Genomic DNA, 13466 nt, shown 5'->3' with positions numbered 1-13466 from the left:
GCCCCCATGGCACCGGAGGCGCCCTACGGCACACGGCCCATGGCACCGAAGCGCCCGGCGAGCGCGTCCCGCGGCACCGGGACGGCCGAGGGTTCGGCTTCACGCACCGAAGTGCCCGGGTTCAGCTTCACGCCGCCGCAGCGCCCGGCGAGCACGCCCCGCCGCACCGCAGCGCCCGGCGGTCAGGCACAGCGACGCGGGAGTACCCGAGGTGTCGTCCCCCAGCACCGAAGCGCCCAAGCACCGCGCCCCACGGCACCGCAGCGCGCGGCGGCCACGCTCCACGGCACCGCAGCGCCCGGCGGTCAGGCACAGCGACGCGGGAGTGTCCGCCGCTCACGCCCCGCGGACGGCTCGGGACAGATGGGTTGCCACGGTCGCCCTCGGTCTGCTGTCCGGCAGGCGTCTGCGGGGGTGGACCGTGTTCGCCAGCAGGACCAGGAAGGTGTCCGTGGCGGGGTCCAGGACGAGGGAGGTCCCGGTGAAACCGGTGTGGCCCGCCGCTCCCCGGCCCGCGAGCTCGCCCATGAACCACGGCTGGTCCACGGCGAAGCCCAGGCCGGGCGGGGCCAGCAGGAGTTCCGTGAAGTCGGGGCCGAGGATGCGGGCGGGGCCGTACGCGCCGCCCGCCAGCAGGGCCCGGCAGAAGACCGCGAGGTCCGGCGCGGTGGAGAAGAGGCCCGCGTGACCCGCCACCCCGCCGAGCGCCCAGGCGTTCTCGTCGTGCACCACGCCCCGCAGCATCCCCCGGTCCGCCTTGGCCCACGGCAGCCGCTGGTCCTCGGTGGCCGCCGCTCCGGGGCATGGTCCAAAGCCGGTCGCCGTCATCCCGAGCGGCCGGGTGATGCCGTCCTCGATCAGCACGTCCAGGGGCCGGCCGGTGATCCGCTCCAGGACGAACTGGAGCAGGATCATGTTCAGGTCCGAGTAGATGTAGGTGCCGGGCGCGGCGGCCGGCGCCTCGGCCCGCAGCATCGCCAGCCGGGCGGCGGTGTCCGGACTCTCGTACAGCGGGAGTTCGGGGCGCAGCCCGGAGGTGTGGGTGAGCAACTGCCGCACGGTGATGCCGTGTTCGGCGGCGGCGGTGAACTCGGGCAGGTAGGCGCCCACCCGGGCGTCCATGCCGAGGGTGCCGCGCTCGATCTGCTGCACGGCGGCGACGGACGTGAACAGCTTGGTGAGGGAGGCCAGGTCGAAGGGGGTGTCGACACCGGCCGGGACCCGTTCGGCGGGCGGCAGTTCGACACCGGTGCCGGTCTCGGGGTCGTAGGAGGCGTAGCGCACCGCCCAGCCGGCGGCCTCGGCGACGGCGACCACCGGCCCGCGTCCGGCCAGCACGACGGCACCGACCGCCCAGGGGCGCACTCCGGCGGTCAGGGCGTGCACCTCGTCGGCCAGGTGCCCGAGTTCCGTGGGGTCGAGCCCGGCTCGTTCTGGTGTGCCGGGGCGCAGTCTCGGCGTGCTCAGTTGTGGTCTCCCTCCGGCCCCGTACGGGCCCTCCAGGGACGGCACAGTCCCACGAAGCAGGCCACCGCGACCAACGTACCCGCCAGTTGGACGATCGCCATGGGCACGGCGGTGTGCTCCCCGGCGACGCCGACCAGCGGGGAGGCGACCGCGCCGATCAGGAAGGAGGAGGTGCCGAGCAGCGCGGAGGCGGATCCTGCGGCGTGCCGGGTGCGCAGCAGGGCGAGGGACTGGGCGTTGGGCAGGGTGATGCCCATCGCCGACATGAGCACGAAGAGCGCGGCGGCGACCGGGACCAGGCCGACCTCGCCGAAGGCCCCGGCGGACATCAGCAGCAGGGCGGCCGCCGCGAGCACGGTCACGGCCAGGCCGGCCGCGAGCACCTTGTCCAGGGCGACCCGGCCGACCAGCAGCTTGCCGTTGATCTGACCGGTGATCATCAGCCCGACCGAGTTGATACCGAAGAGCAGGCTGAAGGTCTGCGGGGAGGCGCCGTAGATTTCCTGCACGACGAACGGCGAGGCGCTGACGTAGGCGAACAGCGAGGCGAAGGCGAAGCCGCCGGCCAGCAGGTAGCCGCTGAACGGCGGGTCGGCGAGCAGGCCGCGCATCGCGCGCAGCGCCTCCCCCACTCCGCCCTGGTGCCGGCGGGCGGGCGGCAGGGTCTCCGGCAGCCGCGCCCAGACCAGGGCGGTGAGGGCGGCGCCGGTCACGGTGAGGACGACGAACACGCCCCGCCAGTCCGTCACCCGCAGGATCTGGCCGCCGATCAGCGGCGCCACGATCGGGGCGACCCCGGAGACCAGCATCAGGCTGGAGAAGAAGCGGGCCATGGCCAGGCCGTCGTAGAGGTCGCGCACGACGGCCCGGGCGATGACGATCCCGGCCGAGCCGGCGAGGCCCTGCGCCAGCCGAAGCGCCACCAGGGTCTCGACGTTGGGCGCGAGCGCGCACAGGGCGGTGGCGACGACGTAGACGGTGAGGCCGGCCAGCAGCGGCCTGCGGCGCCCCCAGCGGTCGCTCATCGGCCCCACGACCAGTTGCCCGAGGGCCATGCCGGCCAGGCAGGCGGTGAGGGTGAGCTGGACGGTGGCGGCGGGGGCGTGCAGCGTGCGGGTGACCTCCGGCAGCGAGGGGAGGTACATGTCCATCGCCAGCGGGGTGGTGGCGGTGAGGCCGCCGAGGAGGAGGACGAGGAGCAGGCCGGCGGGCCGTGCGGGGCCGGCAGCGGGCCACGCGGGGCCGGCCGGGTGCGCCGTTTCCGGTGCCGATGCCGCCGTGTCCTCGCGCATGCGTCCCTCCCTCTCGTGCTGTCCCGGCACCTATGCTCTCAGCTCGTACACACTGCCGAGGTACACATGAGCGAGGGCGGGGCGGGATGGGGCAGCGGAGCGTGCGGTGGGGGATCCTGGCGACGGGCGGGATAGCGGCGGCCTTCGCGGCGGATCTGGTGGATCTGCCGGACGCGGAGATCGTGGCCGTCGCCTCGCGCAGGGCGGAGTCCGCGGAGGCGTTCGCCGAGCGGTTCGGGGTGACCCGGGCCTACGGCGACTGGGAGTCGCTGGCCGCGGACCCGAACATCGATGTCGTGTACGTCGCCACCCCGCACGCGGCGCACCGGGCCGCGGCGGGACTGTGCCTGACGGCCGGGCGGAACGTGCTGTGCGAGAAGGCGTTCACGCTCAACGCCCGCGAGGCCGGGGAACTGGTGGCGCTGGCCAAGGAGCACGACCGCTTCCTGATGGAGGCGATGTGGATGTACTGCAACCCGCTGGTGCGGCGGCTGAAGGCACTGGTGGACGACGGGGCGATCGGTGAAGTCCGCACCGTACAGGCCGACTTCGGTCTCGCGGGCCCGTTCCCGGCGGCGCACCGGCTGCGGGACCCGGCGCTCGGCGGCGGGTCGTTGCTGGACCTCGGGGTGTATCCGGTGTCGTTCGCGCAGTTGCTGCTCGGTGAGCCGGACGCGGTCGCCGCGAGCGCGGTGCTCTCGGCGGAGGGCGTCGACCTCCAGACCGGTGCCCTGCTCTCCTGGGAGAGCGGCGCGCTGGCCTCGCTGCACTGCTCCATCGCCGGGGGTACCGGGACCACCGCCTCGGTCACCGGCTCCCTCGGTCGGATCGACATCCCCGCCGGCTTCTTCCACCCCGAGCGTTTCGTACTGCACCGGGACGGCCGCGACTGCGAGGAGTTCACCGCGGAACCGGCCGACGGGCCGCGCACCAGCCTGCGACACGAGGCGGCCGAGGTGATGCGGGCACTGCGGGCGGGCGAGCGGGAGTCGCCGCTGGTGCCGCTGGACGGCAGCCTCGCGGTGATGCGCACGCTGGACGCGATCCGGGAGCGGATCGGCGTGCGGTACCCCGGGGAGGCCGTGCCCGCGGCCGCGGCCGCGGTCGCCGGTTAGGACCTGCCCGGCTCCTGAACCGGCTCCAACCGTATGGCGGACAGCCGATTCCGCATGGCGGATCTGCCGCCTACGCTGCGGAGCCATGACTGACAGGGAATCGAAGATCGCGGTGGTGACCGGCGCCGGTTCCGGCATCGGGCGGGCCGTCGCCGTGGAACTGCTGCGCGCAGGCTGGTCGGTGGTCCTGGCCGGCCGGCGCACGGAGACGCTCGAAGCGACGGCCGCGCGGGCGCCGGGGGGCCCGTGGCTCGCGGTACGCACCGACGTGTCCCGGCCCGAGGACGTGGCGGCGCTCTTCGCGGCGGCCGTCGAGCGGTTCGGCCGGGTGGACCTGCTGTTCAACAACGCGGGCACCTTCGGGCCCGGCGGGGTGCCGGTCGAGGACCTGCCCTACGAGGCCTGGCGGCACGTGGTGGACACCAACCTCAACGGGGCGTTCCTGTGCGCGCAGGCGGCGTACCGGCGGATGAAGGAGCAGGAGCCGCAGGGCGGCCGGATCATCAACAACGGCTCCATCTCCGCCCATACGCCCCGGCCCATGTCGGTCGCCTACACCGCGACCAAGCACGCGCTGACCGGCCTGACCAAGTCGCTGTCGCTGGACGGACGGCCGTACCGCATCGCCGTGGGCCAGATCGACATCGGCAACGCGGCCACCGAGATGACGGCCCGGATGGAGACCGGCGCGCTCCAGGCCAACGGGCAGACGGCTCCCGAGCCGGTGATGGACGTGGCGGACGTGGCGCGCACCGTGCGGCACATGGCCGAGCTGCCGCTGGAGGCGAACGTGCAGTTCGCGACGGTGCTGGCGACCGCGATGCCCTACATCGGGCGCGGCTGAGGGCGGTTGGGCGACGGAAGTCGAACATCTGCGGCATTGCGGCCGACCGGCCCCATATGGTCAACTTCTCTTCACAAGAGCTTCACACTTGGAGCACGGGGGCCCCGTAGCCATACCGAGGGGGGAGACGGCAGCCGTTCCACCGGCCGCAGGTTGGGGGTGGGGCCCGCGGGCGACCGCGAGGTGCGCACCGGCCGGCGGAACGGCTGCCGCAAATCGTGTTACGGCCCCTTCGGCTCCCGGCGGCTCAGATCCGGTGGCGTCCGGCGGATTCGCTCTCCGGCTGCGCCTCGGCCCCGGCCGCCCTCCCCCGGGTCAACCGCCGGCGCACCGCCCACGCACCCGCGCCCAGCAGGGCCGCGGAGCCGGCGGCGCCCTCCAGCAGCCGCCACGACGAGGTGTGCCCGGACGCCGACCCGGGGGCGCCCGCCGCGGCCTGTGCCGCCTTCCGGGCCGTGCCCGGCGCCGGACTCGCGCTCGCCCCGCCCGCGCTGAGCGGTTCGGCCAGCGCGCCCACCGCCTGCGCCGAACTCCCTTTCCCGAAGCCCCAGTCGAGCAGCGCGGCGGTCTGCTCGTAGACGGCGTTGCCGCCGACGTGGGGATGCATCACGGTGACCAGCAGGGTGCGGCCGCCCCGGGTGGCCGCACCGGTGAAGGTGTTCCCGGCGTGGCTGGTGTAGCCGTTCTTCACGCCGATCAGGCCCTCGTACACGTCGAGACCCCATGCCCCGGTGAGCAGGCGGTCGGTGTTCTGGATCTGGAAGGTCTTCTTGCCGCCCGCCGGGAAGTCGGCGGTCCGGGTGCCGCAGTAGCCCCGGAAGTCGGCGTCCTTCAGGCCCTGCCGGGCGAACAGCGTGAGGTCGTACGCCGAGGAGAGCTGCCCCTTGTGGTCGAAGCCGTCGGGGCTGACCACCCGGGTGTCCAGGGCCTGCAGGTCCTCCGCCCTGGCCTGCATCTCGGCGACCGTCTTCGCGATGCCGCCGTTCATGTGCGACAGCACGTGCACCGCGTCGTTGCCGGAGCGCAGGAACACCCCCTGCCACAACTGCTCGACGGTGTAGGTGATGCCGGGCTTGATGCCGACCAGGCTGGAACCGGCCGGGACGTCGGCCAGGTCCTCGTCGGTGACCTTGTACCGCTCGGTGCGGTCGAACTTCTTGAGCACGGTGTCCGCGAAGAGCATCTTCAGCGTGGACGCGGGGGCGAGGCGCCGGTGCGCGTTGAACGCGGCGAGCACCTCGCCGCTCTCGCCGTCGGCGACGAGCCACGCGCGGGCGTCGAGCTTCCTGGGCGGTCCTGAGGCGCCGCGCACCTGGACTCCGCCACGCGCCAGCCGCTCACCGCCCACGACGGTGGTGGCGGCGGCCGGGGCGGCCACGGACAGGGGAAGGGCGGCGGCCGTCAGCCCGAGGACGGCACGCCGGCTGAGCCGGGAACTATCACGCACCCCGGGACCGTACACCGCGTCGAACAGGAGTTTGTCCGCAGGAGCCGGGTAGACGACCGGAATTTGCCGTCCCATGAGAATCCGGTGAGTCACCCGCCTTCTCAGCCCTTGCACATCCTTTACCCAGGCCCCGTCAAAGGTTCCTCCCTAGCTTGTGGCCGCGCCCACAGCGGGCGCCAAGAACCTTCGAGGAACGGGATGTTTGGCATCTATCTCAAGCGCGAGCTGAGCCGCCGCAAGAAGGCCGCTCTGGTGATCGCGATGGGTCTGGCGCTCGGTATCGCGCTGGTCATCACCGTCAACTCGGTGTCGGCCGGCATGACGCAGGCCCAGGACAAGGTCCTGAAATCGCTGTACGGCCTCGGCACCGACATGACGGTCACCAAGGCGCGTTCGGCCCCCAAGGCGAACAGCTCACAGGGGCCGAACTTCAAGTTCGACGCCAAGCAGAGCGGCACGTCCACGCAGAGCTCCGACCGGGTGATGACACAGGGCGGCGAGGCCCTGAAGTCCTCGCTGGTCGCGAAGGTCGCCGCGCAGAAGGGCGTGTCGGCGGCGGTCGGCGCCCTGTCCCTGAACGTCACCAAGGTCGACGGCTCCTTCACCCAGGGCAAGGCCAACTCGTCCACCTCGTCGTCCGGCTCCCAGCAGCAGGGCGGTCCCGGCGGGACCGGCGGCGGCAGCGGACAGCCGCAGGTACAGGGCGGCGGCGCCGACTTCGACGTCAACAGCTACTCGGTGGCCGGCGTCGACGTCACCGACCAGGCCCTCGGCCCACTGGCCACCATGAAGATCACCTCCGGGAAGACGTTCACCTCGGCGCAGACGAACGCCAAGGCCGCGGTGGTCGCCAAGTCGTACGCCAAGGAGAAGAAGTACAAGGTCGGTTCGGCCATCAGGATCTCCGGGACCAAGTACACGGTCATCGGTATCGCCACCCCGGACAGCGGCGACTCCACCACCGACGTCTACCTGCCGCTGAAGCAGGCCCAGTCGCTGGGTGACGCCAAGAACAAGGTCACGACCATCTACGTCAAGGCGACGGACTCGAAGCGGATCTCGGTGGTGAAGAAGACCATCCAGAGCAACATCTCCGGTACGACCGTCACCACCTCCTCCGACCTCGCCTCCACCGTCTCCGGTTCGCTGTCCACGGCCTCGAGCCTGGCCTCCAGCGTCGGCAAGTGGCTGTCCGTCGCCGTGCTGGCCGCCGCGTTCCTGGTGGCCGCGCTGCTCACCTCCTCGGCGGTGTCCCGCCGGGTGCGGGAGTTCGGCACCCTGAAGGCACTCGGCTGGCCGAGCCGCAAGGTGACCCGGCAGGTGGTCGGCGAATCCATGGTCAACGGCCTGATCGGCGGCGCCCTCGGCATCGCCCTGGGTCTCGCGGCGGCCTGCACGGTGACCGCGATCAGCCCGAAGCTCACCGCGCAGCTCGGCGGCAGCAGCGGCGGCATGAGCGGCGGCCCGGGCGGCGGCCCCGGCGGTGGCGGCCCCGGGCAGCAGGCCGCGAAGAACACCCTGGAGATCGCGCTGTCCGCACCCGTCTCCATCACGACCATCGCCCTCGCCGTCGGCCTCGCGGTCACCGGCGGACTCATCGCCGGTGCCATGGGCGGCTGGCGTGCCTCACGGATGCGCCCGGCCGACGCCCTGCGCAGCGTCTCGTAGTCCCCTCCCCCTCTCTTCACGTCCTTTCGTCACGGAGATCCCATGTACAGACTCACCGGCGTCACCAAGCGGTACACGCGGGGCAAGGAGACGGTGGAGGCGCTGCGCGGCGTCGACCTCACCATCGCCGACGGCGACCAGCTCGTCATCCAGGGCCCGACGGGCGGCGGCAAGTCCACGCTGCTGCAGATGATCGGTGGCCTGGACCGCCCGTCCGCCGGCAGCGTCGAGCTGGACGGCGTCGACCTGGGCGCCATCGGCGAGGCCAAGCTGACCCGGCTGCGGGCCGAGAAGATCGGCATCATCTTCCAGGCGTTCAACCTCATCCCGACCCTGACCGCCCAGGAGAACGTGGAGACGGCCCTGGTCCCGCTCGGCGTCCGGCCCGCCGAGCGCCGCGAGCGGGCCGCCGAGGCGCTGCGCTCGGTCGGCCTCGGCGAACGCCTGGCGCACGTGCCCTCGGAGATGTCCGGCGGCCAGCAGCAGCGCGTCGCCATCGCCCGCGCGCTGGTGAAGAAGCCCAGGGTCCTGCTCGCCGACGAGCCCACCGGCAACCTCGACGAGGGCACCCGCGACGACATCATGGCCCTGCTGGAGGGCCTGTGGCGGGAGCACGGGCTGACCTTCGTCATGGTCACCCACGACTCCTCCATAGCCCGCCGCGCCCCGCGCCTGGCCACCATCGACGCGGGCCGGATCACGCTGACGGAGCAGGGGTCCGCGGTGCGGCGGGACGCCGTGCAGCAGCAGTACGCACAGCAGCGGTTCGGCGGACACGGCTACTGACCGGCCGCTGATCGGCCCTTGATCCACCGTGCCGGCCCGAGGGGCCGCTCATCGCCCTGGCAGACGGCCCACCATCGGCCGACTCCGTGATGATGAGCGGCCCTCGAGCGTCCACCCGCGCATGCGCCCGCGTACGGACCAGCCCCTCCGCAGCAGCTCGTACCCTCTCCCCGGCTACGCCTGCCCGGTCTCGAACCGCGAGATCCGCCCGTCGTCCCCGACGACGAAGGTCCACCTGGTGCGCATCTCGCCCCAGGTGTCGTTGCAGTAGCGGGCGAGGAGGGTGTGACCGCCGTTGGACTCGTTGTCGACCTCCATGTGGCCGTGGGAGGAGAAGATCTCCCGGTCGATCCAGTCGGCGAGGTCGCGGTCCGAGCCGTCGTCGGCCATCGTCGCGTCGGGCGCGAGGAGGGACAGGAAGCTGTCGCGGTCGTGGGCGTTGACGGCGTGGACGAACGCCCGGACGGCCGGATCGCGCAGCTTGGCTGGCTGAATGGTCATGACGTCAGGCTCACACCGGTCCCCCACCATCGCCACCCGAACGCCATCCAGGACGGGCCCGGTGGGGTGAGGGGTGCGACGGTGGGAACGCGGAGGGGACCTGTCGCCTGCTGATGGAGAGTCACCGTGACCTGTTACGACCGACGCGACGTGGGCCTGTTGCTGCTCCGGCTGGGGACCGGCGGGGTGCTGGCCGCGCACGGCGCGCAGAAGCTGTTCGGCTGGTTCGGCGGGCACGGCCTGGAGGGCACCGGCCAGTTCATGGAGTCCGTCGGCTACGCGCCGGGCAAGGCGAGCGCGACGGCGGCGGGCCTGGCGGAGGCCGGCGGCGGCGTCCTGCTGGCGCTGGGCCTGGCGACCCCGGCGGCGGGCGCGGCGGCTGCCGGCGCGATGGCCGGGGCGTCGGCGGTCCACATGCCCAACGGTTTCTTCGCCCAGGAGGGCGGCTACGAGCACGCGGCGTCCCTGGGCCTGGCCTCGGCCGGCCTGGCCATCACCGGCCCCGGCCGCCTCTCCCTCGACCACGCCTTCCGCCATGTCTTCGACCGCGGCTGGATGGTGCCGGTGGCCCTGGGCGTGACGGCGGCGACGACGGCCGTGGTGGTGGGCGCCCGGAACCGGCGGCTGCGGCAGCAGAAGGAGGGCGAGCAGGAGGCCCTGTTCGAGGAGTAGGAGCCCTTTCGAGCAGTAGCGGGGCAGCGCCGCGCGGCGGCATGGCAGTCTGCGCGGCATGACCCGTCAGGACACCACCGGCACCGCCGGTCCCGCCGATCCCACCCCCGGCCTCTGGCCGGCCGTGGACGAACTCTGGTCCCGTCTGGAGGCCACCCGCAGCCACCCGGGCCCGGAGGGCCTGCTGCTGCGCATCCTCAAGCTCTCCGAGGAGGTCGGCGAGGTGGCCGAGGCGGTCATCGGCGCGACCGGCCAGAACCCCCGCAAGGGCGTCACCCACACGTGGGACGACGTCCAGTCGGAACTCTGCGACGTGGCCATTACCGCACTGGTCGCCCTGCGCACCCTGACACCGGAGGCGCGGGAGGTCTTCGAACGGCACCTCAAGCGGGTGCGCGAGCGACCGCTGGAGCCGCCGGCGTGACCCACGGACCGGGCCCGGCCACCGGCTGCATCGGTCACCTCGGAGCCACAGGGCACGCCAGTAAGACGTCGACTCAGCCGATCCGGTCGGCGGCGAACCCGACGAACGCGGCCCACGCCTGCGAACCGACGGCCACACCAGGGCGGTTCGTGTCCTTCGAGTCCCGCACGTGCACGGTGTGCGGGCAGGTGGCCACCTCCACGCATTCGCCACCAGCTCCGCCGCTGTAGCTGCTCTTGAACCAGTCAAGCTGGTAGGTCCCGACGGTTCCTTTGACGCTCATAGTTCTCCCAGCGACTTCTCGATGAAGGCCAAGGACTCACGTGGAGTGAGGGCTTGCGCTCGGATGATCCCATAACGCGACACGATGCCGCGGACCTCAGTTCGCTCCGTCACCATTGTGCTTCGCCCCTGCGCCTCCAAGTAGGCGACTTGATCTCCACCATCTCCGTGCAGCACGGTGAACGGCCCGTCCACACCCGCGTTGTCCTCTCGGTTCAACGGCATGACCTGGATCTCCACGTTGCGGAACTCGCCGACGAGCAGCAGTTGTTCCAGTTGCCCACGCATGACCGACCGGCCGCCCAGCGGTCGGCGCAGAACTGACTCATCGATGACGAAGCTCACCAGTGGCGCAGGCTTGCGGGCGAAGACATCCTGTCGGGCGAGCCGAGCCGCGACGCGCTGCTGAACTGTCTCCTCATTCAGCAGCGGACGCCACATCTCGAAGACGGCCCGCATGTACTCCCCCGTCTGCAAGAGGCCAGGCACGGCATGGGTCCCGTAAACCCATAGCTCAACCGCTTCCGCCTCCAGCCGCGCCGCGTCCCGGAAGAACGCCGGATACTGGGCCCGCGCGACCTCGTCCTTCATCTCCTGGAGGACCCCGCCCGCGTCCAACAACTCATCCGCCGCGTCGATGAACCTGGAGGGCGGCACCCTGCGCCCCTGCTCATACGCGGCGATGGTCGCGGTCGAGTACCCGGTCCGCCCGCCGAACTCCGCCCGGTCAAGCCCCGCCCGTAACCGGAACCGCTTCAGCTGCCGCCCGAACACCCGCAGAATCCCGGACCCCAGCTCCCCAGAAGCCCCCGGCACCGCATCCACACCCGGCGTTCCCACCTCGGCCGTACCCTCCGGCTCCCGCACCAGCTCACCCACAGCCCGTTCACCTCCGCCGCGCACCGAGCAGCCCGCCCAACTCCCCACCCCACCGATGGGACACGGCCCACTCCGCCTACAAGCGCCGCAGGAGCACGTACAGCGCCCCCTGTCGGCCCGCCACTCGGCGTCAACGCTAGAGCCCGCACCCCCGGTGAACAGGCCGAAGCCCGAAAGTTCCCCACATCCGGCGTCAAGGGCACCGATGCGCACTCTGTACGATGCCGTCGCTCGACACGACGTACGCGGGGGTGACCCCAGGGGCCGTCCCCGCCGCCCCCCTGACCAGAAGAGAACACCGCGCATGAACCACCCGCCCGCCCCGCCGGCCCCTCCCCGCACCCGTTGGTGGCTGACCAGCCGGGCCCGCGTCGGCTTCGTGCTCGCCGTGCCGCTGCTGGGGCTGGTCAACGAGTTCCTCGGGTTCTTCATGCTGGTCCTCGCGATCGTCCTGATCTGGAAGGACAACCCCTGGGAGAAGGCCGCGAAGGTGGTCGCCACCATCGGGGCCGTGGCCCTGCTCGGCGCGGTCGTCCCGGACCCGCAGGAGAAGGACGCCGGCGGCACCGTGGCGCAGGCGGACGAGAAGGGCGCGGCGAAGGGGCGCACGGTCGACGCGGTGACCACGCCGACCCCCACCCCGACCGCCAAGCCCCGGCCGCACGCGGCCGACTACCGGGGCCTGCGGCTGGACAAGGCGCGGGACAGGGCGGAGGCCGCCGGGTTCGGCGTGGGCGACCACAACGCGTCCGACGACGGCAAGAGCATCTGGATGCGGTCGAACTGGACCGTGTGCTTCCAGGAGACCGGCTGGACGTGGTCCGACACGAAGACGATCGACTTCGGTGCGGTGCGGGCCGGTGCCCCCTGCCCGAAGGAGGACGGCGGAGCCGTCCCGTGGCCGAAGATGCCCGACCTGGTGTGGAAGACCTGGAAGACGGCGCGGAAGGAGGTCGTGGACCTCGGTGTCCCGGCCGACCACGTGATGGCGGACACGGCGTACGTCAACGACACGCTGCCCGACGAGGGCGAGTACGACGGCTGGCGGGTGTGCGTGACCGACCCGTCCGCGGGCTCGGACGTCACCCTCGACGCATGGGTGACCCTCGAACTGACCCACCCGGACAACGGCTGCCCGAAGTCGGACCGGGAGCACGGCGACCGGCCGAACCTGCCGGACCGCGACGACGACGGCGACCCGGATTACCGCGACCCGTTCCCCGGCGACCGGAACCGCGACAGCACCTTCCCGAACGGCCTCCCGCGCGGCTCGGACGGCTCCGGAGGCTCGTCCGGCGGCGACGACCGGGACTGGAACTGCCCGCACACCCGCTGGTGCTGACAGAGCGCACGGGCCGCCCGGCGGAGCCGGAACGTGGCGGAGTCCGGGAGTCGTATCCGGCCCCCGGGCCCCTGGGGATGCCACCCCATTGCGCACGCTGCGGGCGAGATTCGAACCCGCCCACACGCACCGGCCCTGCCGCCTACAGCGGCTCGCTGTAGGCGCGTTCAGCCTGGTCACGGGGGCACGGTGGCGCCAGCGTAGGCGCCATGAACAGCACGCCACCCGCTGCCGCCGCCACGGCCCCCGAGACGATGCCGTCCGCCTCGGAGGTGCCGCCGCGCGACGGTCACGACTTCGCCATGCACTTCACCGCCACGCCGCGCGGCGCCCGGCTGGCCCGGCGGCTGGTGTCGCACCGGCTGCACGAGTGGGGTTATCCGTACGGCACGTCCACGAACGAGGCCGTCACCCTCATCGCGGCGGAGCTCACCGCGAACGCCGTGACCCACGGCCGGGTTCCGGGGCGGGACTTCCACGTCCGGCTGTCGCTACGGCCGGGGACGGTCCGGGTGGAGGTGTCGGACACCCGCACGGAGCGGCTGCCGCGGCTCCCCCCGGCGGCATCGGACGCCGACTCGGAGTCGGGACGGGGGTTGCTGCTGGTCGACGCGCTCGCCGGCCGCTGGGGCGTCACCCCGCGTCCCGCCGCACCGGGCAAGACGGTCTGGGCCGAGGTCGACCGCACCGGGGAGGCCCCGTGCGCCAGGGAGGCCCCGCGGGCCGTCGGCCGCGCGGGGCGGTAGG

General features: G+C 72.5%; 14 protein-coding genes. 8 read left to right on the top strand and 6 right to left on the bottom strand.

Annotated elements, in window-relative coordinates:
- Nucleotides 1–336 precede the first annotated feature (336 nt).
- Together ACFVVO_RS29535 and ACFVVO_RS29530 are read right to left on the bottom strand one after the other, a co-directional pair.
- Entirely contained in the window at nucleotides 337–1512 is a 1176-nt protein-coding gene (locus ACFVVO_RS29535) for a serine hydrolase domain-containing protein (protein ID WP_390058911.1), read from the bottom strand.
- On the bottom strand, nucleotides 1464–2759 hold the full coding sequence (locus tag ACFVVO_RS29530; protein WP_390058909.1) for a multidrug effflux MFS transporter: 1296 nt from the start codon (nucleotides 2757–2759) through the stop codon (nucleotides 1464–1466). Before ACFVVO_RS29530 ends, ACFVVO_RS29535 begins: the two co-directional genes overlap by 49 nt.
- Nucleotides 2760–2845: 86 nt before the next feature.
- Between ACFVVO_RS29530 and ACFVVO_RS29525 the strand changes: the two genes are divergently transcribed.
- Both ACFVVO_RS29525 and ACFVVO_RS29520 read left to right on the top strand, forming a co-directional pair.
- Nucleotides 2846–3874, top strand: a complete 1029-nt coding sequence (locus ACFVVO_RS29525) for a Gfo/Idh/MocA family protein (RefSeq protein ID WP_390058908.1) — start codon at nucleotides 2846–2848, stop codon at nucleotides 3872–3874.
- A gap of 85 nt (nucleotides 3875–3959) precedes the next feature.
- The gene (locus tag ACFVVO_RS29520; RefSeq protein ID WP_390058907.1) at nucleotides 3960–4718 is read left to right on the top strand and encodes an SDR family oxidoreductase; all 759 of its coding nucleotides are present in this window, start codon (nucleotides 3960–3962) and stop codon (nucleotides 4716–4718) included.
- 247 nt (nucleotides 4719–4965) lie between these two features.
- Here ACFVVO_RS29520 and ACFVVO_RS29515 read toward each other — a convergent pair whose 3' ends face one another.
- A complete protein-coding gene (locus tag ACFVVO_RS29515) occupies nucleotides 4966–6165 on the bottom strand; it encodes a D-alanyl-D-alanine carboxypeptidase family protein (protein WP_390058906.1) in 1200 nt (399 codons plus the stop codon).
- 198 nt (nucleotides 6166–6363) lie between these two features.
- Between ACFVVO_RS29515 and ACFVVO_RS29510 the strand changes: the two genes are divergently transcribed.
- Nucleotides 6364–7833 (top strand): ABC transporter permease, encoded by a 1470-nt coding sequence (locus tag ACFVVO_RS29510; protein ID WP_390058905.1) that lies wholly within the window; start codon nucleotides 6364–6366, stop codon nucleotides 7831–7833.
- A gap of 42 nt (nucleotides 7834–7875) precedes the next feature.
- Complete coding sequence (locus tag ACFVVO_RS29505; RefSeq protein ID WP_390058904.1) at nucleotides 7876–8619, top strand: ABC transporter ATP-binding protein; 744 nt, start codon at nucleotides 7876–7878, stop codon at nucleotides 8617–8619.
- A gap of 174 nt (nucleotides 8620–8793) precedes the next feature.
- Here ACFVVO_RS29505 and ACFVVO_RS29500 read toward each other — a convergent pair whose 3' ends face one another.
- On the bottom strand, nucleotides 8794–9120 hold the full coding sequence (locus ACFVVO_RS29500; RefSeq protein WP_390058902.1) for a nuclear transport factor 2 family protein: 327 nt from the start codon (nucleotides 9118–9120) through the stop codon (nucleotides 8794–8796).
- A 126-nt stretch (nucleotides 9121–9246) separates the two neighbouring features.
- Here ACFVVO_RS29500 and ACFVVO_RS29495 point away from each other — a divergent pair, with 126 nt between their 5' ends.
- Nucleotides 9247–9792 carry a DoxX family protein gene (locus ACFVVO_RS29495; RefSeq protein WP_390058900.1) on the top strand — a complete coding sequence of 182 codons (546 nt, stop codon included), beginning with the start codon at nucleotides 9247–9249 and terminating at the stop codon, nucleotides 9790–9792.
- A gap of 58 nt (nucleotides 9793–9850) precedes the next feature.
- Nucleotides 9851–10216: a MazG-like family protein gene (locus tag ACFVVO_RS29490; protein WP_390058898.1), complete on the top strand. Its 366-nt coding sequence runs from the start codon at nucleotides 9851–9853 to the stop codon at nucleotides 10214–10216.
- 73 nt (nucleotides 10217–10289) lie between these two features.
- Here ACFVVO_RS29490 and ACFVVO_RS29485 read toward each other — a convergent pair whose 3' ends face one another.
- Together ACFVVO_RS29485 and ACFVVO_RS29480 are read right to left on the bottom strand one after the other, a co-directional pair.
- A complete protein-coding gene (locus ACFVVO_RS29485) occupies nucleotides 10290–10499 on the bottom strand; it encodes a DUF397 domain-containing protein (RefSeq protein ID WP_390058897.1) in 210 nt (69 codons plus the stop codon).
- A complete protein-coding gene (locus ACFVVO_RS29480) occupies nucleotides 10496–11368 on the bottom strand; it encodes a helix-turn-helix domain-containing protein (RefSeq protein WP_390059105.1) in 873 nt (290 codons plus the stop codon). The genes ACFVVO_RS29485 and ACFVVO_RS29480 overlap by 4 nt, the downstream gene beginning before the upstream one ends.
- Nucleotides 11369–11681: 313 nt before the next feature.
- On the opposite strand from ACFVVO_RS29480, the gene ACFVVO_RS29475 reads away from it, so the two are divergent.
- Entirely contained in the window at nucleotides 11682–12719 is a 1038-nt protein-coding gene (locus ACFVVO_RS29475; RefSeq protein ID WP_390058895.1) for a hypothetical protein, read from the top strand.
- A 302-nt stretch (nucleotides 12720–13021) separates the two neighbouring features.
- On the top strand, nucleotides 13022–13465 hold the full coding sequence (locus tag ACFVVO_RS29470; protein ID WP_390059104.1) for an ATP-binding protein: 444 nt from the start codon (nucleotides 13022–13024) through the stop codon (nucleotides 13463–13465).
- Nucleotide 13466: the final 1 nt, after the last annotated feature.

Source organism: Streptomyces sp. NPDC058145 (assembly GCF_042884245.1).
In the GTDB taxonomy this organism is placed as follows: domain Bacteria; phylum Actinomycetota; class Actinomycetes; order Streptomycetales; family Streptomycetaceae; genus Streptomyces.
The sequence above is the reverse complement of the archived record's forward strand: the minus strand, read 5'-3'. Positions and strand labels throughout refer to the sequence as shown.

Bases quoted from the DNA above. Each gene is read 5' to 3' on its own strand.
- ACFVVO_RS29490 (WP_390058898.1), top strand. From the start codon at position 9,851: ATGACCCGTCAGGACACCACCGGCACCGCCGGTCCCGCCGATCCCACC.
- ACFVVO_RS29485 (WP_390058897.1), bottom strand. From the start codon at position 10,499: ATGAGCGTCAAAGGAACCGTCGGGACCTACCAGCTTGACTGGTTCAAG.
- ACFVVO_RS29510 (WP_390058905.1), top strand. From the start codon at position 6,364: ATGTTTGGCATCTATCTCAAGCGCGAGCTGAGCCGCCGCAAGAAGGCC.
- ACFVVO_RS29505 (WP_390058904.1), top strand. From the start codon at position 7,876: ATGTACAGACTCACCGGCGTCACCAAGCGGTACACGCGGGGCAAGGAG.
- ACFVVO_RS29500 (WP_390058902.1), bottom strand. From the start codon at position 9,120: ATGACCATTCAGCCAGCCAAGCTGCGCGATCCGGCCGTCCGGGCGTTC.
- ACFVVO_RS29470 (WP_390059104.1), top strand. From the start codon at position 13,022: ATGCACTTCACCGCCACGCCGCGCGGCGCCCGGCTGGCCCGGCGGCTG.
- ACFVVO_RS29520 (WP_390058907.1), top strand. From the start codon at position 3,960: ATGACTGACAGGGAATCGAAGATCGCGGTGGTGACCGGCGCCGGTTCC.
- ACFVVO_RS29530 (WP_390058909.1), bottom strand. From the start codon at position 2,759: ATGCGCGAGGACACGGCGGCATCGGCACCGGAAACGGCGCACCCGGCC.
- ACFVVO_RS29525 (WP_390058908.1), top strand. From the start codon at position 2,846: ATGGGGCAGCGGAGCGTGCGGTGGGGGATCCTGGCGACGGGCGGGATA.
- ACFVVO_RS29475 (WP_390058895.1), top strand. From the start codon at position 11,682: ATGAACCACCCGCCCGCCCCGCCGGCCCCTCCCCGCACCCGTTGGTGG.